The organism is Winogradskyella arenosi, from assembly GCF_003337305.1.
Taxonomy (GTDB): domain Bacteria; phylum Bacteroidota; class Bacteroidia; order Flavobacteriales; family Flavobacteriaceae; genus Winogradskyella; species Winogradskyella arenosi.
This window is the reverse complement of the sequence record NZ_QPJO01000005.1, coordinates 268,709-292,195: the sequence shown is the minus strand read 5'-3', so window position 1 is coordinate 292,195 and position 23,487 is coordinate 268,709. Positions and strand designations below refer to the sequence as shown.

Sequence of the window (23,487 nt, the reverse complement as noted above, 5' to 3'; positions counted from 1 at the left end):
GAATCTTAACGTTCTCTTTTTCCTGGGTAAGCGATTTCACCGTGTTCAGAAAGGTCAAGTCCAACAAGTTCTTCTTGTTCGCTAACACGAAGTCCCATTGTAGATTTTAATATTTTTAATACAATGAAAGATAAAACTACAGACCAAAGTCCGTAAGCAACAACACCAGTGGCTTGTGCACCTAATTGTTCAAATCCACCACCATTAAAAAGTCCGATACCTTCATCGCCGTTAATACCCCACAGGCCAATAACAAGTGTTCCCCAAACTCCGGCAACACCGTGAACTGAAGCGGCACCAATAGCATCATCAATTTTAAGTTTTTTCTCAATAATTTCAATAGAGAAAACCACAATAACACCACCAATAAGACCGGCTAAAATAGCACCTCCTGTACTCATGTTTCCACAACCAGCAGTAATACTTACTAAACCAGCTAAGGCACCATTAAGAGTTTGTGGTAAATTAGGTTTTCCGTACCAGATCCATGTTGTGATTAAAGCTCCTAATCCACCAGCGGCAGCAGCTAAATTGGTAATCAATACCACGTTTGAAGCGGCAATAGCATCATCACCTCCCCAAGCTAATTGAGATCCTCCATTAAATCCGAACCATCCCATCCATAGGATAAAAACTCCTAAAGTGGCTAATATTTGGTTGTGTCCTGGAATAGGCATAACCTTACCATCAACGTATTTTCCAATTCTAGGTCCTACCATATAAGCGGCAACTAAGGCAGCCCATCCTCCTACAGAGTGTACTATTGAAGATCCTGCAAAGTCAATAAATCCGAGTTCGGTTAACCAACCTGATCCTTGCCATTGCCATCCACCAGCTATTGGGTAAATTAAAGCGGTCATTACAATAGAGAATATTGCGTAAGTAGAATATTTTGTTCTTCCTGCGATGGCTCCTGAAACAATAGTTGCAGCAGTAGCAGCAAACATAGTTTGGAAAAGTAAATCGGCACCTTCGCCTTGCATTAATCCACTCCAGAAAAACCATCCGTTAGACGTGTCTCCATACATTAAAGAGTAACCAATAAACCAATAGGTTAAAGATCCTACACAAATATCGAGTAAGTTCTTCATGGCAATATTGGCTGCATTCTTTGAGCGTGTCATTCCGGTTTCTACTAAGGTAAAACCAGCTTGCATAAAGAATACCAGTAATGCGGAGAGGAGCATCCATAGCATCCCCATGTCAGTGTTAATTGCGCTAACGGCTGCTTCAATTTCTGCGGAAGAAGCGGCCTCTTGAGTAATCGTTAGACTTGGAATTAGGGGTAAAAAAATGTTTGTCATAATCTGTATATTAGTTAGTGTTTTGGTTTAGAATGTGTAGATGGCAGCTAAAGTAAAGGCGCTAAGGCTGCTTGCAGGTAGACCGTCATTGTCTACAACGTTACCGAAGATTCCTCCATCGGCATCCGTTAAAGAGTCTAATCTAAATTCTGGCTTAATGATAAGGTAACTTTCTACTGTGTAACTTCCTGTTAGTGTTAATCCTAAAACGCTCGGGTAATCTATAGCGTCGTCATCACCGTGTAAAGCGTAATATTCACCTCTTAGTCCAAGGCTAAAATCATCAGATGTTGCGTATTGCGGGTAAAGCGCGGCACCGTAGAAACCACTTCCATCATTATCGTTATATGCTGCGTTGATTCCTAAGAAAAAGTCATCAGAAACATCAAAGCCACCGGTATAGTCTACTTCAAATCCTAATCCACCATTGTTTCCACTGTCATAATAGAAATTTAAGTACTGGTCAGAATATCCTAATTGTGCGCCAAAAGAATATTCTCCGGTTGTTGAGGTGTCATTTGTATCCCATGGATTCATAACGGCTAGCATTAAACTAAAATCGTCAGATAAAGCAAAATCAGCTTTTAAACCCATATGCGAAAAAGGACCACTAGAGAATAAGTAAGATGTACTGTAGTTAAAGTTTGCTGCGGGAGCAATAACTTCATAACCTAAATACGTATTAAAACGTCCCATGGTTAAGGTTGTGCTTTCAGAAACATTCCAATACACGTACGCCTGATTTACAATGCCGTCAATAATATCAGAATTAAAAGTGGCGGCTCCACCTCTTGGTCCTGTGACTAAATCAAGTACAGCACCTACTTTGCCGCTTTCGTAACTAGCAATGATGTTTCCCATACCTAATGCAAAACCTGTTTTATCTGCGAAGGCGGTACCAAAAGAGGCTCCAACATTGTCGGGGGCAGAAATGTAAGTTTGAAAATACGCGTCTACACTACCACTTAAGGTAAATGATTTGTCGCTACTCGTGTCTTCAGTGTCTTGAGCACTTAATGCTAACGTTGAAAATAATAAAGTCAGAGAAAGTAATTTTTTCATAATTAAGTATTTAGATTAGTTAGTGTCTTCCAAAACTATGTAATCTTATCTAATGCCCCTGCAAAAATAGGGGTAAAATATTAATTTTTATGAATATAGAGTTTTATACCCCATAAATTTTAGGGTTAAAATTTATTTTCGCTATTTTTTTGAAAAATCAATAATTTGAAATAATTAATTTTTTGTTAAAATCTTCATTTTTGTGCGTTATTTTCACTTTTGAAGTCTTAAAAAAGTGGATTTGTCAAAATTTTCTGAATAATATTAAATATTACATATTGACTAATTCCTAGTGTAAACTGCTATATTTTGAAAAATATTTAGTTTCAATGCTGTAAACTATGGATTTCTGAAAAGTGTTTCAACAATTTTTTTTATAAAATTATTGCTTCTATATTAGGGGAGTAATGAGGTTTAAAAACCTCGAAAATATCTTGAATTATGCTGAAGAAACAAGGCCTTTATTTGCCGGAATTTGAACATGAAAATTGCGGTGCAGGTTTTATATGTAATCTCAAAGGAGAGAAGACCAATCAAATTATCCATGATGCCCTAGAAATCCTAGTAAAACTCGAACATCGTGGGGGAGTTAGTTCCGATGGAAAAACAGGTGATGGAGCAGGGTTATTAATCGATATTCCTCACGCTTATTTTAAGCGTGTTTGTGGGTTTAAAATTCCGGTTCGTGGAAAGTATGCCATAGGGATGGTTTTTTTACCTAAAAATAGAAATCAATATAAGTTTTGTAAAGATACATTTGAAAAAGAAGTTATTGCTCAAGGACTGTCTGTTATTGGCTGGCGAGAAGTGCCTGTAGATTCCACACAATTAGGACCTATAGCGTTGGCTTCAGAGCCTAATATAGAGCAACTTTTTATTGGGAAATCTAACGAGGTTTCTGAAGAGGCCTTTAAGGCCAAACTCTACGCGGCGCGTAAGATTACCGAACATACTATTGCTAAATCTAAGATGTCTCAGAGCTCTTATTTTTATGTTTCAAGTTTATCCGTAAATACCCTTATCTATAAAGGGATTATTATGCCTGAAGATATCGGGACGTACTACAAAGATTTACAGGAATCTGACTTGGTAACACGTTTGGCTTTGGTGCATCAACGTTTCTCTACGAATACTATGCCTACTTGGGAGCTGGCTCAGCCCTTCCGCTTTATGTGTCAGAACGGTGAAATCAATACCCTTCGTGGTAATGTAAGCCGTATGCGGGTAAGAGAAGAAATTATGAAAAGTGAGGTTTTTGGACCGCAAATCGATAAGCTCTTTCCTATTATTTTACCTGGAAAATCAGATTCGGCCTCTATGGATATGGTGGTAGAACTCTTAACCCATACCGGACGATCTTTACCAGAGGTGATGATGATGATGATTCCCGAAGCTTGGGAGAAACATAAAACCATGTCGCCAGAACGTAAGGCCTTTTACGATTATAATGCTTGTATAATGGAGCCTTGGGATGGTCCAGCTTCAGTGCCTTTTACAGATGGAAATTATATTGGCGCCTTATTAGATAGAAATGGTTTAAGACCATCGCGTTATACCGTTACTAAAAGTGGTAAATTAATTATGTCTTCAGAAATTGGCGTGGTTGATATTGCTCCTGAAGATGTAGAAAGTCATGGTCGTTTAGAGCCTGGAAAAATGTTTTTAGTAGACATGAACCAAGGACGAATAATTAATGACGAAGAAATAAAAAGTAAGATTGTTAAGGAACGTCCTTATCAAGAATGGTTAGATAAAACAAGACTACACCTTAAAGACATTCCGTATACAGGTGAAACTTGTCCTATTGAAACCATTGATATGAAAACCAGAGAGCGTTTGTTTAACTACACGTTCGAAGAGATACAAGAGGTTATAACCCCAATGGCGGTTAAAGGGAAAGAAGCCCTTGGGTCTATGGGAATAGATACGCCACTTGCGGTACTGTCTAATAAACCTCAAATTATATCCAATTATTTTAAGCAGTTGTTTGCGCAAGTTACCAATCCACCTTTAGATGGAATTCGTGAGGAAATTGTAACGGATATTAGTTTGTCATTAGGGGAAGACCGTAATATTTTTAGTATTACAGAACGCCAATGTCGAAAATTAAAAATTCAGAATCCGGTAATTTCTAATGCCGATTTAGAAAAAATTAGAAATATTACTGTTGAAGGTTTTAAGGCAGAAACCATAGAGCTTCTTTACGAAAAAGAAAAAGGACTTAACGGTTTAGAAGACGCTTTAGATGCTATTATCATTCAGATAGAAAAAGCCTTAACACGAAAAACAAACATCATTGTTTTATCCGATCGTGGGGTCAATAAAAAAATGGCGCCGATACCGTCATTATTAGCCTGTTCTTATGTGAATCACCAAATGAATCGTTTAAGGAAACGGTCTTATTTTGATATTATCATAGAATCTGCTGAACCAAGAGAACCGCATCATTTTGCGACCTTATTTGGTTATGGAGCGAGTGCGGTAAACCCGTATATGGTGAATGAAATTATCCGTATTCAGGTGAAGGAAGGCTTTATTAAAGGGATGGATGAGCAACAAGCTGTCGATAATTTTAATCAGGCCATCGGAAAAGGGATTTTAAAAGTGATGAATAAAATAGGAATCTCTACACTTCATTCATATAGAGGGTCTCAGATCTTTGAGATTGTAGGCTTTAATTCAGAATTTGTAGAAAAATATTTCCCTTATACCGCTTCAAGAATAGAAGGGATAGGCTTATATGAAATTGAAAAAGAAATTGACCAACGTTATAAATATGCTTTTCCAAAAAAAGTATTAGACACCCGTTTGGGCTTAAATATTGGTGGCGATTACCGATGGAGGCGTAATGGCGAGAAGCATTTGTTTAATCCTACTACGGTTGCCAAACTACAACAAGCGGTACGTTTAAGTGATCAGGCGAGTTATGATTTGTATGCGAAGACGATTAATGAACAGTCCGAAAATTTAATGACCATTCGTGGTTTATTCGAATTTAATAACATCGATCCTATTTCTTTAGATGAAGTAGAACCTTGGACTGAAATTGTAAAACGTTTTAAAACAGGAGCAATGTCTTATGGGTCTATTTCACGTGAAGCGCATGAGAATTTAGCCATCGCCATGAATAGAATTGGAGGAAAATCTAATTCTGGTGAGGGTGGAGAAGACCGAAGACGTTTTCAGCCCGATGTTAATGGAGATAGTAGAAACTCGGCTATAAAACAAGTAGCTTCAGGACGCTTTGGTGTGACATCGCATTACTTGGCCAATGCGAAAGAGATCCAAATTAAAATGGCTCAAGGGGCTAAGCCAGGAGAAGGAGGGCAATTGCCTGGTGAAAAAGTTTTACCTTGGATTGCTTCGGCTCGAAATTCTACCCCATTTGTAGGTTTAATTTCACCGCCACCACACCACGATATTTATTCTATTGAAGATTTAGCACAGCTAATTTACGACCTTAAAAATGCCAATAGAGATGCTCGTATTAATGTAAAATTAGTTTCAGAAGTTGGTGTGGGGACTATTGCTGCTGGTGTTGCCAAAGCAAAAGCCGATGTGGTACTCATATCGGGTTATGATGGTGGTACAGGAGCATCGCCGCTTACATCATTAAAACATGCAGGTTTGCCTTGGGAACTTGGTTTAGCCGAAGCGCAACAAACATTAGTGCTTAATAATCTGCGAAGTCGAATTGTTGTGGAGTGCGATGGACAATTAAAAACAGGTCGTGATGTGGCAATAGCTGCTTTATTAGGAGCTGAAGAATTTGGTTTTGCTACAGCGCCGCTAGTAGCTTCCGGTTGTATTATGATGCGAAAATGTCATTTAAATACTTGTCCGGTTGGGATTGCAACTCAAGATAAAGAATTACGAAAAAACTTTAAAGGGACACCCGAACATGTTATTAATTTCTTCTATTATATCGCAGAGGAATTAAGGGGAATCATGGCTGAATTAGGATTTAGAACCATGGCCGAAATGATTGGGCAAACCCATAAAATAAATGCCAATAAAGCAATTAAGCATTATAAGGCGAAAGGTTTAGATCTGTCTTCTATATTGCATCGTCCAGCGGTTTATGATCAAATGACGGTAAAGAATACGGAGAAACAAGATCATAATTTAGAGAATGTTTTAGATTTTACAATCTTAAAAGATTCACATCGTGCCTTGTATCGTAAAGAGCAGATGTCCTTGGCTTATCCTATAAAAAATACCAATAGAACCGTTGGTGCTATTGTAAGTAATGAAATTTCTAAAATATACGGACATTTAGGCTTGCCTGAAGATACATTAAACATTCGTTTTACAGGTTCGGCAGGGCAAAGTTTTGGAGCTTTTAGTGCTCATGGGTTAACCTTTACTTTAGAAGGGAATACCAATGATTACCTTGGAAAAGGATTGTCTGGAGCTAAGCTGATTATTAAAAAACCTGAAAAAGCCAGTTTTGTGGCCGCAGATAATATCATTGTTGGTAATGTCTGTCTGTTTGGAGCAGTAGAAGGGGAGGCTTATATTAATGGAATTGCAGGTGAACGTTTCGCCGTAAGAAACTCTGGGGCTGTGGCCGTAGTAGAAGGTGTTGGCGATCACTGTTGTGAGTATATGACCGGAGGAAAAGTTATTGTTTTAGGTAAAACAGGACGAAATTTTGCGGCAGGGATGAGTGGAGGAATCGCTTATGTTTACGATCCGGAGAGTAAGTTTATAAATGGTTTGTGTAATACCGAAACAATAGAGTTTGAAAAAATTCTTAAAAAAGATGGCTTAGAATTAAAAGCCCTTATTGAGAAACATGTAAAATATACCAATAGCCAAAGAGGGGCTGACTTATTAGCCGATTGGGATGTGAGTTTACGTCATTTTGTACGGGTTATGCCAACAGAATACAAACGTGCTTTAAAGCGTTTAGAGACGGAAGAGCAAATGGTAGAAGAATTAGAAACAGTATAGGAGAATGGGAAAAGTAACAGGTTTTAAGGAATTCGAAAGAAAGGATGAAACATATAAGTCCGTAAAAGATCGTGTAAAGCATTACAAAGAGTTTACGGTACCGCTAAATGAAAAAGATATCACTGAACAAGGATCGCGCTGTATGGATTGTGGGATTCCATTTTGTCATAGTGGATGTCCATTAGGGAATTTAATTCCAGATTTTAATCATATGGTGCATCAAGGCGAATGGCAAAAAGCATCATGGATTTTACATTCTACAAATAATTTCCCAGAGTTTACAGGACGTTTATGTCCTGCTCCTTGTGAGCAAGCTTGTGTTTTGGGGATTATTGAAGATCCAGTGTCTATAGAAAATATAGAAAAAAATATTGTAGAGCGTGCCTTTAAGGAAGGGTGGATAAAACCCCAACCTCCAAAAATAAGAACAGGAAAAACGGTAGCCGTAGTGGGTTCTGGACCAGCAGGTCTTGCCGCAGCACAACAGCTAAATAGAGCCGGGCATACGGTAACGGTTTTTGAGCGCGACGACGCTATTGGCGGTTTGTTGCGTTATGGAATTCCTAATTTTAAAATGGAAAAAGGGATTATAGACCGACGCTTAGCGATTTTAGAGGCAGAAGGTATTGTGTTTAAGACCAATGTTAATGTTGGGGTTAATTACGATATTAAGGAGCTTAAAAAGTTTGATGCTGTGGTGTTATGTGGAGGCGCAACTGAGCGTCGAAGCCTACCAACACCGGGTATCGATGCTGATGGTGTGGTGCAAGCCATGGATTTTTTAACCCAACAAACTAAAGTGGTTTTTGGTCAGAAAATTAAAGATCAGGTGCTGGCAACGGGTAAAAATGTTATTGTCATTGGAGGTGGAGATACAGGTTCAGATTGTATCGGAACTTCTAACCGTCAAGGCGCAAAATCGGTTGTTAATTTTGAAATTATGCCGAAGCCACCAGGACATCGTTCGCCTACAACACCTTGGCCGTATTGGCCATTGCAATTAAAAACCTCGACCTCTCATAAAGAAGGGGTAGAGCGGAATTGGCTTATTAATACCAAAGAGTTTGTTACCAATAGTAAAGGAAAACTAACGGCTTTAAAAACTGTAAATGTAGAGTGGGAAATGATACCAGGAGAACGTCCTAAACTTATTGAGGTTCCTGGGAGCGAAAAAACTTGGAAATGTGACTTAGCTTTATTAGCTTTAGGGTTTACGGGGCCAGAAGCCACAATTGCAGATCAATTAGGGATTCACAGAGATGTACGTTCTAATTATAAAGCAGAATACGGAACGTATCAAACCAATATCCCAAATATATTTACGGCTGGAGACATGAGAAGAGGACAATCTTTAATTGTTTGGGCCATTTCTGAAGGCCGAGAGGCTGCACGACAAGTGGATATATTTTTAATGGGATCTTCGGATTTAGCAACTAAAAACCCAACAGGTGATTTAGTTGGATTATAATAAAATTTTAAAAAGACTTCTACTACTATTATATTCTAGGGGTAGTTATTATTAGGGTAGGAAGTAAAAAGCATCTGATTTTTTCAGATGCTTTATTTTTTTTTATAGGTTTTAGTAAGATTTACGACTTCGGGTATTTGGCCTTAATGTCATCTAAACATAAATTATGAATACTTCCTATATGAGAGTGTTCTTTACCTAAATCGGGTTGGTAGGTGCCGGCTTGAACTTGGCCACCTATTTTTTGATAGGCTTCTCTAAAACTCATCCCTTCAACAACCAAATTGTTAATACTATCTACCGTAAATAAGTATTGGTATTTTTCGTCATTTAAATCAATGTCCTTAACAATGATTTGCTGAATGGCGTAATTGAAAATATCTAAAATGTCCTTTACATCTTCAAAAGCATTAATAATATTTTCTTTAAGTAACTGGAAATCTCTATGATAGCCACTTGGTAGATTGTTGGTAATTAATAGCATTTCAGAATGTAGAGCTTGAATTTTATTACATTTCCCACGAATTAATTCAAACACATCAGGATTCTTTTTATGCGGCATAATACTACTACCGGTCGTTAATTCATCTGGGAAGCTAATAAAGCCGAAATTCTGACTCATATAAAGGCAAACATCCATCGCAAAACGCGACATGGTATTACAGAGTCCGCCTAAAGCACTTGCAATGGCACGTTCACTTTTACCACGACTTAATTGCGCGGCCACTACATTATATTTTAAGGTTGAAAAACCTAAGGTTTCCGTAGTGCTCGCTCTATCGATAGGAAAGGAGCTTCCGTAACCTGCCGCAGATCCTAGAGGATTTTGGTCGGCGATTTTAGAGACAGCATTTAACACGTAAACATCGTCAATAAGTAATTCGGCATAGGCAGAAAACCACAACCCGAATGATGATGGCATGGCGACTTGTAAGTGCGTATACCCTGGTAATAATTTGGTTTTATGAGTTTCCGCTAAATTTAGAAGGGTATCAAAAAGCATTTTTGTTTTTTGGTTGATGACTTCTAAATTCTCTTTGTAATACAATTGAAGTGCGACTAAAACTTGATCGTTTCTTGATCGGGCAGTGTGGATTTTTTTTCCAACATCACCCAAGGTTCTCGTGAGTTCATGCTCAATTTTAGAGTGAACATCTTCAAAAGAATCTTCAATTGTAAATGTACCATCTTCAATAGATTCCGCTAAGACTTTTAATCCTGATTTTAATTGCACCAATTCATCTGAAGTTATAATTCCAATGGATTCTAACATAATGGCATGTGCTAAAGAAGCTTGTACATCGTATTTAGCGATATGCATATCAATTTCACGGTCGTTACCAACGGTGAATAATTCTATTTTTTTATCAATTGAAAATCCTTTATCCCAAAGTTTCATACTATTAATTTTAATTTTTAAAATTTAGAACCAAGACCTAAAGCCCTTTGCTGTTAACACAAAGACTGCTCACTCAAACATTAGTGGTTATTATCGCGGCTCTTGCTTCTTTTCTCTAGTTTCTTTTTTATAATACTTTTTCAAGCAATTTAATATACAAATCAATACCTTCTTCAATTTCAGCAAGATAAATAAATTCATCTGCGGTGTGTGACCGTGTGCTATCTCCTGGTCCTAATTTAAGAGAAGGGCAACTTAAAACGGCTTGGTCAGAGAGGGTTGGAGAACCATAAGTGCTTCTGTCAAGCTCAATTCCGGCTTCCACTAAGGCATGATTCATTGGGATCGATGAAGAGTTTAATCTTAGGCTTCGAGGTGTTATGGTGGCACAGGGTGATTTTCGTGTTAAGATTTCAGCAATTTGTTCATTAGTATATTTATCGTTAACGCGTACATCGATTACAAGATCCACTTCTGAAGGAATCGCATTATGTTGTTTTCCGGCATTAATTTGTGTTACCGTCATTTTTACATCGCCTAAAACCGGTGAATTTCGAGCAAATTGATAATCTTTAAACCATTGTAAGACTTCGATGGTATTATAAATAGCATTGTCTTCATTAGGGTGTGCGGCGTGTCCTGCCGTTCCCTTTACTTTTGCATCAAAAACAACCAATCCTTTTTCGGCAATGGCCAAATTCATTAAGGTTGGTTCACCAACAATGGCCACGTCAATTTTAGGGATAATGTCTAACATGCTATTAAGGCCCCTAGGTCCGCTGCTTTCTTCTTCTGCAGAAGCGACAATAACCAAGTTGTAGTTGAGGTTTTTTTTCTCGTAAAAGTATGTGAAGGTGGCGATTAAAGATACCAGGCATCCACCAGCATCATTACTTCCTAAGCCATATAATTTCCCTTCTTCTTCAATGGCTTTAAAAGGATCTTTAGTATAACCATTATTGGGTTTTACGGTGTCGTGATGCGAGTTTAAAAGTAGCGTAGGCTTACTGTCGTCAAAATGTTTATTAGTTCCCCAAATGTTATTATGGTCTCTGTTAAAAGGAATTTTTTTAGATGTAAACCAAGCTTCAATAAGTAATGCCGTTTGCTCTTCTTCTGAAGAAAATGATGGCGTTTCTATAAGTTGTTTGAGTAACGCAATGGCTTCTTTAGTCAGTTTTTCTATCATTTTGTAATGGTTGTATGTTTAGTTGTCGTGTGAAACAGCATTTGTGATTTTCCGATGCACACTTTTTTTACCTTGTGATTAATGGCGTGAAAACAGTTATTTAATTTGGGTAACATGCCTTCATAAATAGTACCGTTTTCAATAAGGGTTTTATACGTGTTGTTGTCTATATGTTCTATAACAGAATCGTCTAGGTTGACGTCTTTTAAAACCCCATTTTTTTCAAAACAATAATACAATTCCGTCTCATAGTTAGATGCAAAAGCAATGGCCAATTCCGAAGCAATGGTGTCGGCATTGGTATTGAGTAATTGCCCATTTTCATCATGGGTGATGGCGCAAAAAACAGGCGTAAGGTTATTGTTTAGTAAAACTTCTAAAGTGTTTGTATTGACCTTTTTTACGTCTCCAACAAAACCGTAATCGATGGTTTTAGCGGGGCGTTTTTCGGTAATAATAGTGTTGCCATCAGCGCCTGAAAATCCAATAGCATTGCAATTGTTAGCTTGAAGCTGTGCCACGATATTTTTATTGATTTTTCCAGCATACACCATCGTAATAATATCTAAGGTGTCTACGTTAGTTATACGTCTCCCTTCGTGCATTTGTACCGGAATATCCATCTGTTTGGCTAGTTTGGTAGCTAATTTTCCACCACCATGTACCAAAACTTTAGGACCTGATAGGCTTGCAAATTCTTTAATGAAAGCTGCTAAAGCCTCTTCATTATCGATGATATTGCCTCCTATTTTTATGACTTTTATTGTTTTCATCTCGTGCTCGCTAAAGTGAGTATTTTTTTTTGCTTTAGACCTGCTAGGTTTTTGAAATCTACTAGGTTCTAATAATTCATTTATAAATCTTCCAAAATCTGCTTTAACACCACTTGTGCGGCATAAGTTCTATTGTTGGCCTGTTTAATAACTACGGATTGATCACTGTCTAAAACAGCATCTTCAACTACCACATTACGTCTTACTGGTAGGCAGTGCATAAATTTAGCCTTACCAAGTTTTTCTTGGGTCATCATCCAGTTGTTATCTTGGTTAAGGTTTTGTCCGTAATCTTTATAACTACTCCAGTTTTTAACATATACAAAATCGGCATCTTTTAAAGCCTCTTCTTGGTTGTGATTGATTGGGGTGTCTTTAGTAATAGCTTCACTCAATTCATAGCCTTCAGGGTGAGTAATGGTTAGATCGACCTCTAGATCTTGCATCATTTCTACAAATGAATTGGCAACGGCTTGTGGCAAAGCTTTTGGGTGTGGCGCCCACGATAATACCACCTTTGGTTTCGCTTTTTCTGTAAGTTCAGTAAGCGTAATGGCATCGGCCAAGGCTTGTAGAGGATGGGCGGTGGCGCTTTCCATATTTACAATCGGTACTGTAGCATATTTTTTAAAGCTATTGAGAATGAATTCTGATTCGTCCTTAGCTTTATCGGTAAGACTTGGAAAGGCTCTTACAGCAATAATATCGGCGTATTGTGAAATGACCTGAGCCGCGTCCTTTACATGCTCAGATTTGTCCATATTCATTATTGTGCCATCTTCAAATTCAAGATTCCAAGCATCATTAACGTTTAAGATGGTGACTTCCATCCCTAAGTTTTTTGCCGCTTTTTCAGTACTTAGACGTGTTCTTAAACTCGAATTAAAAAATAACATCACTAGGGTTTTGTGTTGTCCTAAATTTTGAAATTCAAAAGGATTCATTTTAAGTAAAATGGCGTCTTTAATGGTTTCAGATAAGTTAGGAATATCTTTTATTTTGGTGTAGTTTTTCATCTTTGTGCCCACGAAGGTGGGGAAACTTTTAGTTTGACTTTCTTTGCGTTTACACCCTAAAGTTCCCTCAAACGGATAATTATTCAATTCGTCTGAGGAGATTGTCTCTGTGAGGAGATTTAAGGAGTGTTTTCAACAGTATCATGTTATAATGTATTTAATTCATTGATTAACGCTTCAAAAAATAAATCAATATGTTTTTTCTGAATGGTTAAAGGAGGAAGAATTCTTAACAAATTAGGGTTCTTTGCACTTCCTGTGAATATATGCTGGTCAAAAATTAATTTCTTCCGTAAATCTGAAATTGGGAAATCGAACTCTAATCCTAACATTAATCCGCGTCCTTTTATCGTTTTTAATCCTGGAAGTGTTTGTGCTTTTTCTCTAAAATAGGTTTCAATTTCTTTGGCATTTTGCATGAGCTGTTCCGATTCAATAACCTCTAATACAGATAGTGATGCTGCACACGCTAAATGGTTACCACCAAAGGTAGTCCCTAAAAGTCCAAAAGAAGCTTTTATGGAAGGGTGAATTAATATCCCTCCAATTGGAAATCCATTCCCCATTCCTTTAGCTATAGAAATAATATCGGGCGTTATTTGATGTTTTTGAAAGGCGAAAAAATCACCAGTTCTACCAAATCCAGACTGGACTTCATCTGCAATTAAAGTGGTGTTGTATTGTTTACAAAGTTGTTCTAAACCTTGATAGAATTCCGTAGTGCTTTGGTCTAAACCACCAACGCCTTGAATGCATTCTATGATTACGGCACAAGTTTTATTTTGTTGAAGGATCTTTTCTACAGCCTTTAAATTTCCTAAAGGCAAAAAATCTACTTCTTGTTGTGCATTAATTGGAGCGACTATTTTAGGATTATCCGTAGCAGCTACCGCGGCAGAAGTTCTACCATGAAACCCATTATTAAAAGCTAAAACTTTATGTTTTCCATTGTGAAACGAAGCGAGTTTTAAGGCATTTTCATTCGCTTCTGCTCCTGAATTGCACAAAAATAATTGGTAATCTTTACAGCCGGAAAGGGATTTTAATTTCTCGGCAAGTTGATTTTGTAAAGGGTTCTGTATAGCATTGCTATAAAAGCCTAATTGTTGAACTTGATTAGAAATGGCTTTAACATATTTAGGATGGGTATGCCCAATAGAAATCACCGCATGGCCGCCGTATAGATCTAAATATTCTACATTATTTTCATCATAAACGTAGACATCTTTGGCGCTTACAGGTGTAATATCGAATAAAGGGTAAACATTAAATAAACTCATGTTTTTAATTTTAATTCTTTAAGTTTTTAAAAACCTTAAAGGTGTAGTCTGTTATTTTTAGACCTCCAAACTCAAGCTGAGACTTTGGAGGCTTTGGGGTTTGAACCATTGTAGGATATGTCCACAAGCTAGTTTAGACCTTGCGAGATATTGCTATTAAATTTGTTCCTTTTTAATGTTGTTAATTTTATTAAACGAAGCTACCATACCTTGAATTAAAGACGAACTCAATCCCTTGTGTTCCATTTCATTTAGACCTTCAATGGTGCAGCCTTTCGGCGTGGTAACACGGTCAATTTCTTCTTCCGGATGATGCCCGTTAGTAATTAATAAATTGGCTGCACCTTCGCTAGTGTACATGGCGAGTTCTTGAGCTTCTTTAGCATCAAAACCTAATTGAATAGCGGCTTGGGTGGTTGCTCTAATTAAACGCATCCAAAAAGCAACACCACTAGCGCAAACTACGGTGGCGGCTTGCATCTGTGCTTCCGGAATGGCTAAGGTATGTCCAAGTCTATTGAAAATAGCTTCAGCAATTTTAAGACGCTTTTTGCCGTTCTCATTACTACATAAACAGGTCATAGATTTACCAACCGCAATAGCTGTATTGGGCATGGCGCGGATAATATACTGGTCGCTTCCAATAAGGGCTTCTATCTGCGGTATTAAAAAACCAGTAATCGTTGAAATTATAACATGCTTGTCGGTTAAATAAGGCTGAATATCTCTTAAAATGTTTTCAAAATGTGCGGGTTGAATAGCAAATATTAAAATGTCTGATTGTTTTACCGCTTCTATATTATCGGTAGTGAGCAGTACATTCTTATACCCTTCTAAATCTTGAATATCTTCCAAGTTTCTTTTGGTTAAATACAACGTGGTAATAGCGTTGTTAGTAATTAACCCTTTGGCAATAGATTTGCCTAAATTTCCGGTGCCTATAATTGCTATTTTCATTTTGCTTTTCTATTTTTTTTAATGGTAAAATGTGTTCGCATTAAAAAATGCTCGGTTCATATTAATGACCGCGAAAACGGTAATCATTTTAAGTTGAACTTATTCTGTTTTAACTCTTGCAAGGTTGTAAAAACCTTGCGGGTATTATGCGCTATTTACACCGACTAGATCACTGCGATCTTGTGGGATTTTAAAAATAATTAGCCTTCAATTGTAAGCCTTCTATTTCTTTAAATCCAAACATTAAATTCATATTGTGAATGGCTTGCCCTGAAGCGCCTTTTAATAAATTATCGATGATGCTTGTGACTAATAATTTTCCTTCGTGTTTATGTAAATGAAGAATGCATTTATTGGTGTTTACCACTTGTTTTAAATGAATTTCTTCATCAGAAATAAAGGTAAACGCCGCATCGTCATAGAAATCTTTATATAATTGTTTGGCCTCTTCAAGTGTGCCATCAAATTTGGTGTAAAGCGTGGCGAAAATTCCTCTTGAAAAATTACCGCGATTCGGCATAAAATTGATGTCAGAGTCAAAATCGTTTTGTAATTGGTTTACCGTCTGATTAATCTCCCCCAAATGCTGATGTGTAAAGGCCTTATAGTGCGAAAAGTTATTATCTCTCCATGTAAAATGCGTGGTTTTAGATAACGAGGTTCCAGCACCTGTCGCCCCAGTTACAGCATTAATATGAACATCATGGTGTAGAACTTCGGCTTTTGCCAATGGTAATAAAGCGAGTTGTATGGCTGTTGCAAAACAACCCGGATTTGCAATGTGATTGGCGTTTTTTATAGCGTCTTTGTTAAGCTCTGGTAAACCGTAGATAAAATCTTTACCTTCAAAATTCTTATCCGCAACTAACCTGAAATCATTACTTAAATCAATGATTTTAGTATGGTCTGAAAATTTGTTTTTTTCTAAAAAAGCGGTTGAATTTCCATGTCCTAAACACAAGAATAAAACATCGACATCTGGATTAATTGTACTTGTGAATTCTAAGTCTGTTGAACCTATTAAATCTTGGTGTATTTTATATACTTTGTTCCCTGCATTAGAGGTGCTGAATACAAAATTGAGATTTGTTTTCGGATGGTTGCATATAAGTCTGATTAGCTCTCCTGCTGTATAACCGGCTCCGCCGATAATTCCTATTTTTAACGTACTCATATCAATTCAAATTTTACACCCCTAAAGTCCCCTCAAGGGGACAATAGTCCAATTTAACTGAGTGATCTGTCCCCTTGAGGGGACTTCAGGAGTGTTTTTCTTCTTAATTAATTATTCACTTGTTGGTAAATCTTATTCTGATTTCCGAAGATTTTAATAAAACCTTTAGCTTCTTCAGCAGTCCAGCCTTTATTCTCTTCGCCATAACTTCCAAATTTTGCGCGCATTAAATCGTGTTCTGATGAAATTCCATCTAAAGAGAAATGGTAAGGTTTTAGGGTGATAAACACATCACCGGTCACTTTATCTTGACTGCTTTGTAAGAAGGCTTCCATATTTCGCATTACAGGATCTAAGTATTGCCCTTCATGTAAGTGCATTCCATAAAAATTAGATAAGTAATCTTTATGTTGTAGTTGCCATTTGGTTAAGGTGTGTTTTTCTAATAAGTGGTGCGCTTTTATAATGATTAGGGCAGCAGCAGCTTCAAAACCAACACGACCTTTAATGCCAACAATGGTATCCCCAACATGAATATCTCTGCCGATGGCATAACCAGAAGCCAAGGTGTTTAACACTTCAATATTAATTTCAGGATCATTTTTTATCCCATTCACTGCAACAAGTTCGCCTTCTGAGAAAGAGAGTACTACTTTTTCTGCATCGGTATGTTTTAATTGTGACGGGTAGGCAGATTCTGGTAAGGGTTTATCTGAGGTCAGGGTTTCTTCGCCGCCAACGCTAGTTCCCCAAAGCCCTTTATTAACAGAGTATTTGGCTTTGTTCCAAGACATGTCAATACCGTTTTCAACTAAATAATCAATTTCTTGTTGACGTGTCAGTTTTTGATCTCTAATCGGTGTTATAATTTCTATTTCTGGAGCTAAAGTTTGAAAAATCATATCAAAACGTACCTGGTCGTTTCCGGCGCCAGTACTACCATGAGCAATGTATTGTGCATCAATACTTTTGGCATATTCTATAATTTCTATAGCCTGAATAATACGTTCGGCACTTACAGATAGGGGATAGGTATTATTTTTTAGGACATTTCCGAAAATTAAATATTTAATGACTTTTTGGTAATAGGAAGCAATGGCATCAATATTTTTATAAGTAGAGACGCCCATTTTATAAGCGTTGCTTTCTATGGTCTTAATTTCTTCAGCAGTAAAACCGCCAGTATTTACACTAACAGCGTGTACATCATATCCTGCTTTACTCAAACTTACTGCACAGTAAGAGGTGTCTAATCCGCCACTGTAGGCGATAACTAACTTTTTCATATGCTTAATTTTGTTTTTTTTCTTTTTTAAGGAACATGGATTGCTTGAGGTTTTTTAGTCTAGTCCATGTTTTTTTATCGTAATTATGACTGACTTCTTTTGTGGTTTCAGCTTTTTCAGGATCATAAAGCATACCGGTACAAAGACACATTTTTTGTTCTGTTCTTGTAAGCACATCAAAGTTTTTGCATGTTTGGCAGCCTTTCCAAAAGGATTGATCGTCGGTTAGTTCTGAAAATGTAACTGGTTTATAACCGAGTTCACTATTCATTTTCATAACCGCTAAACCTGTAGTAATACTAAACACTTTAGAATCTGGGAATTTGGTTCTGGAGTGGTCAAAAACCACTTTCTTTATTTTCTTAGCAAGTCCTAAATTTCTAAAATCAGGATGTACAATAAGTCCAGAATTGGCTACAAATTTTCCATGACTCCATGCTTCTATATAGCAAAATCCTGCAAATTTATCACCCTCTAAAGCAATCACGGCATTACCGTTCTCCATTTTAGTGATGATATATTCGGGCTTACGTTTAGCGATACCTGTTCCTCTAACTTTAGCGGCTTCTGCAATAGTATCACAAATGACTTCCGCGTATATGCTATGGGATTTATCAGCAATAACAATTTTCATTGTAATTGATATTTAAATTATAAATGTTGTTGAATTTGAATGTTTGAAAGCAGAACTGGACTCACCTGAGTTCTATAAAAATAGTCATACCCTTACGGGCGACGTGAGAAAAAGTGGCGTACAATACTAGGATTATCTAAAGTGATAATTAAGGATTGAGGATGTAAGTTGAAATTTGAGTTGAACACAATGAAATGAATAAAATGAATATAGAATTAGCGACTAATAAGAAGTATTAGTGGCGTCGTTTGCGTAGGTCAAGACCTTCTGGTCTGGGTGCTCTATATTTGTGTTTCAATGTAAACATAGTACTAATATAGGTAAAATTTTTTGATGACCATTAATTTAAAATTGATTTACTCAAAAATTATGGATTTCGGAATAAATCAATTTTAAATTGTACATATCTTATTTATTGTCTCTTAAATTAAAGAATGTAATCTGTGCTAACAAAATTAGAGGCTCTAGAATCTAATAGGTCCTTTAAAATAGCATTGTTATATGCATTGTCTTTAGAGGCTACAAAGGTTCTTATTGAAAAGGATCTTAAAGCATCATGGACACTCAATGTAGAAACTGCAGAATCTTTACGCCCCGTAAATGGGTATACATCAGGTCCACGTTGACAAGAGCTATTAAGATTAACACGACAAACTAAATTGACCAAAGTGTCTATTAAAGGAGCTAAGGTTTTAACGTCTTTACCAAAGAGACTTACTTGCTGGCCATAGTTAGAAGCGGCCATGTCATCTAAAGGCTCATCAATATCACTAAACGGCACTATAGGAATTACAGGGCCAAATTGTTCTTCTTTAAAAACACGCATCGTTTTAGATACGGGATATAATACCGCTGGAAAAATATAGTTCTCTGTAGTTTCTCCACCTTTGGTGTTGATGATCTGCGCGCCTTTTTGGGTAGCATCATCAATAAGACCTTGGATGTATGCAGGTTTTTCGGGTTCTGGTAAGGGGGTTAATTGAGCTCCCTCTTCCCATGGATTTCCAAACTTAAGGGCATCTACCTTAGCTGAAAATCGTTTGTTAAATTCTTCAACAACGCTATCATGCACATAAAGTACTTTTAAAGCCGTACATCGTTGTCCGTTAAAAGCGGTGGAACCTGCTATACATTCTTCTATAGCCAAATCTAAATCGGCATCGGGTAATACAATAGCAGGATTTTTCGCTTCCAAGCCTAAGACCAAGCGTAAGCGGTTACTTTTTGGATGTTGGTTTTGTAAGGCGTTAGCGGATTTACTATTACCAATTAAGGCGAGTACGTCTACTTTCCCTGACTGCATAATGGGTGCGGCCACAGTACGGCCTCTACCATATATAATATTTACAACCCCTTTAGGGAAACTAGTTTTAAACGCTTCTAATAAAGGTGTAATTAATAAAACCCCATGTTTAGCAGGTTTAAAAATGGTGGTGTTTCCCATCATAATCGCAGGGATAAGAAGGGCGAAGGTTTCATTTAAAGGATAATTATAAGGTCCTAAACATAAAACGACTCCTAATGGTCCACGTCTAATATGGGCATTAACACCAGAATGTTTTTCAAATTTCGCACTATCACGATCCATTTGTTTATAATCCTCAATGGTATCGTAAATGTATTCTACGGTACGGTCAAACTCTTTTTGAGAATCGGCTAAATTCTTACCAATTTCCCACATGAGAAGTTTAACAATTTCGTCGCGTTTGGTTTTCATTTGCGTCACGAAGTTTTCCATGCACGCTATTCTGTTTTCCACTTTCATGGTAGGCCATAAACCTTGACCTTTATTGTAGGCTTCGCAAGCGGCATCAAGCGCACTTAAAGCTTCCGTTTCCCCTAATGTAGGAATGGTACCTAATAGGGTGGGTTTGTAAGTCGCTGTGGATGAAATTGTGGAATAAACTTCCGAAGTTTCACCTTGCCATGGTATTAATTTACCACCGACTAAATAGGTGTTTTGTTTAATAAGGGTATTGATTTGAAAGCGGGAGGGAATGTCCTCAAAAGTAGACTTCATAATGACCTTTAGTTTAGGGTTTATATTCTTATTAAAGGTACACAAATAGCGCCTTTACTCCGGTTAAATCTATGTTAAGCTATACTAAGAATTGAAATAAATCGGGTTTATCGTTTAAATAATCACCAAAGAAATTATGACGCTTCATCTTAGAGATTAAAGGTTCTAAATCTTCGGGTGATTTTAACTGAAGTCCAACAACGGCAACATCATTTTCTCGGTTTACCTTTTTGGTATATTCAAAATGAGTAATATCGTCAGTTGGGCCTAAGATATCCACAACAAAATCGCGCAAAGCACCGGCACGTTGTGGAAACTTAATTATAAAATAATGTTTTAATTGCGCATAGATTAAAGCACGTTCTTTAATTTCTGCCATTCGGGTAATGTCGTTATTACTACCACTAACAACACAAACGACATTTTTACCTTTTATCTCATCGGCATATTGTTCTAAGGCAGATATGCTTAATGCACCAGCAGGTTCTACCACTATGGCGTCTTTATTATAAAGGTCTAAAATGGTCTGGCAAATTTTGCCTTCATCTACGGTAACGACCTCCGATAGGTTTTCTTTACAAATAGCGAAATTTAAATCACCAACACGTTTTACAGCAGCACCATCAACAAAACTTTCAATGGCTTCTAGCTCGGTGTTTTTATTGTTTTTTATAGAAGTTAGCATTGAGGGAGCGCCTTTAGGTTCTACCCCAATAATTTTGGTTTGCGGTGAGAGAATTTTGAAAACTGAAGATAAGCCCGATGAGAGTCCGCCACCACCAATAGGTACAAAAACATAGTGAATAGGGTGCACTTTGGCCTGGTCTATAATTTCTAATCCAACTGTAGCTTGACCTTCAATAACTTTTTCGTCATTAAAAGGATGAATAAACGTTTTGTTTAAGCGTTGGCATTCTTCCATAGCCGCATGGTTAGCATCATCAAAAGTGTCGCCCACTAAAACCACCGTAATATAGTCTTCCCCAAACATCTTCACCTGCTCAATTTTTTGATTTGGTGTTGGTGAAGGCATAAAAATAGTCCCTTTAATTTTTAACAACTTACAAGAAATTGCTACACCTTGGGCATGGTTGCCGGCACTAGCGCAGACAATTTCATTTTTAGTTTGCGTTGGACTTAAAGATGAAATTTTATTGTAAGCACCACGAATTTTATACGAGCGGACCACTTGTAGGTCTTCTCTTTTAAAATAGATGTTGGCGTCAAATAATTTTGAGTATTGTAAATTTTTTATGAGCGGTGTGACATGTGCAATGCCTCTAAGTTTTTCGGCAGCAGCTTCAACAGCTTTTAGAGTAGGTTTGTATGTTGTTGTCGTTTCTTCCATGCTAACATTCTGCAAAGGCAGAAATTCTCTTTAATTAATAAAATACCTACCAAGTTTTAAACAAAAACTTGGTAGGGTCTATATTTTAGGCCAATACAGAATCTTCAACGGCTACGTCTTCAGATTTTATAACCTTCATAGCGGTCATGGCTGCTCTTAAGCGTTGACCTACTGATTCTATTGGGTGATTTCTAATGGCATCGTTTACCGCAATCAATTCTTTATTGTCTACACCTGTAGTTTTAGAAAATGATTTTCCGATAATAGAGGTGTCCACAGTTTTCATGAAATCTGTTAATAACGGCTTACAAGCATGGTCAAATAAATAACAACCATATTCAGCTGTATCAGAAATTACACGGTTCATTTCAAATAATTTCTTTCTAGCAATGGTATTAGCAATTAATGGAAGTTCATGTAAAGATTCGTAATATGCTGAGTCTTCAATAATACCCGCGCTTACCATAGTTTCAAAAGCAAGTTCTACACCAGATTTAACAAAGGCAACTAATAATACGCCGTGATCAAAATATTCTTGTTCTGTAATATGTGCTGAGGTTAATTCTGTTTTTTCAAAAGCAGTTTCACCAGTTTCTGAACGCCATTTTAAAAGATTTTCGTCATCATTAGCCCAGTCTTCCATCATGGTTTTAGAGAAATGTCCAGAGATAATGTCATCCATATGCTTCTCAAATAAAGGACGCATAATGCCTTTCAACTCTTCAGATAATTCAAAGGCTTTAATTTTAGCAGGGTTCGATAAACGATCCATCATGTTGGTGATTCCTCCATGCTTTAAAGCTTCGGTAATCGTTTCCCAACCGTACTGAATAAGTTTAGCAGCATAACCTGGTTCTATACCTTCTTCTACCATTTTATCAAAAGATAAGATCGCTCCGGTTTGTAATAAGCCACAAAGAATTGTTTGCTCGCCCATTAAATCCGATTTTACTTCGGCTATAAAAGACGATTCTAAAACACCAGCTCTATCGCCTCCTGTAGCAGCAGCATAAGCTTTGGCTTGCGCCCAACCTTTACCTTCTGGGTCATTTTCTGGATGCACAGCAATAAGAGTAGGAACACCAAAACCACGTTTGTATTCTTCTCTTACTTCGGTTCCTGGACATTTTGGTGCCACCATAATTACGGTAAGATCCTCACGAACTTCAGTACCTTCTTCAACAATATTAAAACCATGCGAATAGCTTAAAGTCGCTCCTTTTTTCATTAAAGGCATTACAGCATTTACAACATTAGTATGCTGTTTGTCTGGCGTTAAATTAAGGACTAAATCGGCAGTAGGAATTAATTCTTCATAGGTCCCTACGTTAAAACCGTTAGCCGTAGCATTTTTGTAAGACTCGCGTTTTTGATCTATTGCTACTTGTCTTAAGGCGTAAGAAATGTCTAAACCTGAGTCGCGCATGTTAAGCCCTTGGTTAAGCCCTTGTGCACCACAACCTACAATGACGATTTTTTTTCCTTTTAATGCGTTAACGCCATCTTCAAATTCTGAAGGGTCCATAAAACGACATTTTCCTAATTGCTCTAATTGATTTCTTAATGCTAATGTGTTGAAATAATTTGACATTGTTATTTGTTTTTAGTTCAGAAAATAGAT

16 protein-coding genes are annotated in these 23,487 nt (G+C 37.1%); 2 read left to right on the top strand and 14 right to left on the bottom strand.

Annotation, left to right across the window (positions count from 1 at the left end):
• Window positions 1–5 precede the first annotated feature (5 nt).
• On the bottom strand, window positions 6–1,304 hold the full coding sequence (locus DFQ08_RS14470) for an ammonium transporter (RefSeq protein WP_114310749.1): 1,299 nt from the start codon (window positions 1,302–1,304) through the stop codon (window positions 6–8).
• A gap of 27 nt (window positions 1,305–1,331) precedes the next feature.
• On the bottom strand, window positions 1,332–2,366 hold the full coding sequence (locus DFQ08_RS14465; RefSeq protein ID WP_114310748.1) for an outer membrane beta-barrel protein: 1,035 nt from the start codon (window positions 2,364–2,366) through the stop codon (window positions 1,332–1,334).
• 441 nt (window positions 2,367–2,807) lie between these two features.
• On the opposite strand from DFQ08_RS14465, the gene gltB reads away from it, so the two are divergent.
• Window positions 2,808–7,322, top strand: coding sequence for a glutamate synthase large subunit (gene gltB / locus DFQ08_RS14460; RefSeq protein ID WP_245935446.1), 4,515 nt, complete (start codon window positions 2,808–2,810; stop codon window positions 7,320–7,322).
• Between the two features lie 4 nt (window positions 7,323–7,326).
• On the top strand, window positions 7,327–8,790 hold the full coding sequence (locus DFQ08_RS14455; RefSeq protein ID WP_114310747.1) for a glutamate synthase subunit beta: 1,464 nt from the start codon (window positions 7,327–7,329) through the stop codon (window positions 8,788–8,790).
• 121 nt (window positions 8,791–8,911) lie between these two features.
• Here DFQ08_RS14455 and argH read toward each other — a convergent pair whose 3' ends face one another.
• From argH to ilvC, 12 genes are all read right to left on the bottom strand, one after another.
• The gene (argH, locus tag DFQ08_RS14450; RefSeq protein ID WP_114310746.1) at window positions 8,912–10,189 is read right to left on the bottom strand and encodes an argininosuccinate lyase; all 1,278 of its coding nucleotides are present in this window, start codon (window positions 10,187–10,189) and stop codon (window positions 8,912–8,914) included.
• 127 nt (window positions 10,190–10,316) lie between these two features.
• Window positions 10,317–11,378 carry a M20 family metallo-hydrolase gene (locus DFQ08_RS14445; RefSeq protein WP_114310745.1) on the bottom strand — a complete coding sequence of 354 codons (1,062 nt, stop codon included), beginning with the start codon at window positions 11,376–11,378 and terminating at the stop codon, window positions 10,317–10,319.
• Entirely contained in the window at window positions 11,375–12,151 is a 777-nt protein-coding gene (argB, locus tag DFQ08_RS14440) for an acetylglutamate kinase (protein WP_114310744.1), read from the bottom strand. The genes DFQ08_RS14445 and argB overlap by 4 nt, the downstream gene beginning before the upstream one ends.
• Before the next feature lie 80 nt (window positions 12,152–12,231).
• Window positions 12,232–13,167: a Rossmann-fold NAD(P)-binding domain-containing protein gene (locus tag DFQ08_RS14435; protein WP_114310743.1), complete on the bottom strand. Its 936-nt coding sequence runs from the start codon at window positions 13,165–13,167 to the stop codon at window positions 12,232–12,234.
• A 146-nt stretch (window positions 13,168–13,313) separates the two neighbouring features.
• Window positions 13,314–14,447: an aspartate aminotransferase family protein gene (locus DFQ08_RS14430; protein WP_114310742.1), complete on the bottom strand. Its 1,134-nt coding sequence runs from the start codon at window positions 14,445–14,447 to the stop codon at window positions 13,314–13,316.
• Between the two features lie 156 nt (window positions 14,448–14,603).
• Window positions 14,604–15,404 carry a pyrroline-5-carboxylate reductase gene (gene proC / locus DFQ08_RS14425; RefSeq protein ID WP_114310741.1) on the bottom strand — a complete coding sequence of 267 codons (801 nt, stop codon included), beginning with the start codon at window positions 15,402–15,404 and terminating at the stop codon, window positions 14,604–14,606.
• 190 nt (window positions 15,405–15,594) lie between these two features.
• Window positions 15,595–16,578 (bottom strand): N-acetyl-gamma-glutamyl-phosphate reductase, encoded by a 984-nt coding sequence (argC, locus tag DFQ08_RS14420; RefSeq protein WP_114310740.1) that lies wholly within the window; start codon window positions 16,576–16,578, stop codon window positions 15,595–15,597.
• A gap of 107 nt (window positions 16,579–16,685) precedes the next feature.
• A complete protein-coding gene (locus DFQ08_RS14415; protein WP_114310739.1) occupies window positions 16,686–17,864 on the bottom strand; it encodes an argininosuccinate synthase in 1,179 nt (392 codons plus the stop codon).
• 4 nt (window positions 17,865–17,868) lie between these two features.
• Window positions 17,869–18,498, bottom strand: a complete 630-nt coding sequence (locus DFQ08_RS14410; RefSeq protein ID WP_114310738.1) for a GNAT family N-acetyltransferase — start codon at window positions 18,496–18,498, stop codon at window positions 17,869–17,871.
• Between the two features lie 427 nt (window positions 18,499–18,925).
• Window positions 18,926–20,518 (bottom strand): NADP-dependent glyceraldehyde-3-phosphate dehydrogenase, encoded by a 1,593-nt coding sequence (locus tag DFQ08_RS14405; protein WP_114310737.1) that lies wholly within the window; start codon window positions 20,516–20,518, stop codon window positions 18,926–18,928.
• 79 nt (window positions 20,519–20,597) lie between these two features.
• Window positions 20,598–21,866, bottom strand: a complete 1,269-nt coding sequence (ilvA, locus tag DFQ08_RS14400; protein WP_114310736.1) for a threonine ammonia-lyase IlvA — start codon at window positions 21,864–21,866, stop codon at window positions 20,598–20,600.
• An 85-nt stretch (window positions 21,867–21,951) separates the two neighbouring features.
• Complete coding sequence (gene ilvC / locus DFQ08_RS14395; RefSeq protein WP_114310735.1) at window positions 21,952–23,457, bottom strand: ketol-acid reductoisomerase; 1,506 nt, start codon at window positions 23,455–23,457, stop codon at window positions 21,952–21,954.
• Between the last annotated feature and the right edge of the window lie 30 nt (window positions 23,458–23,487).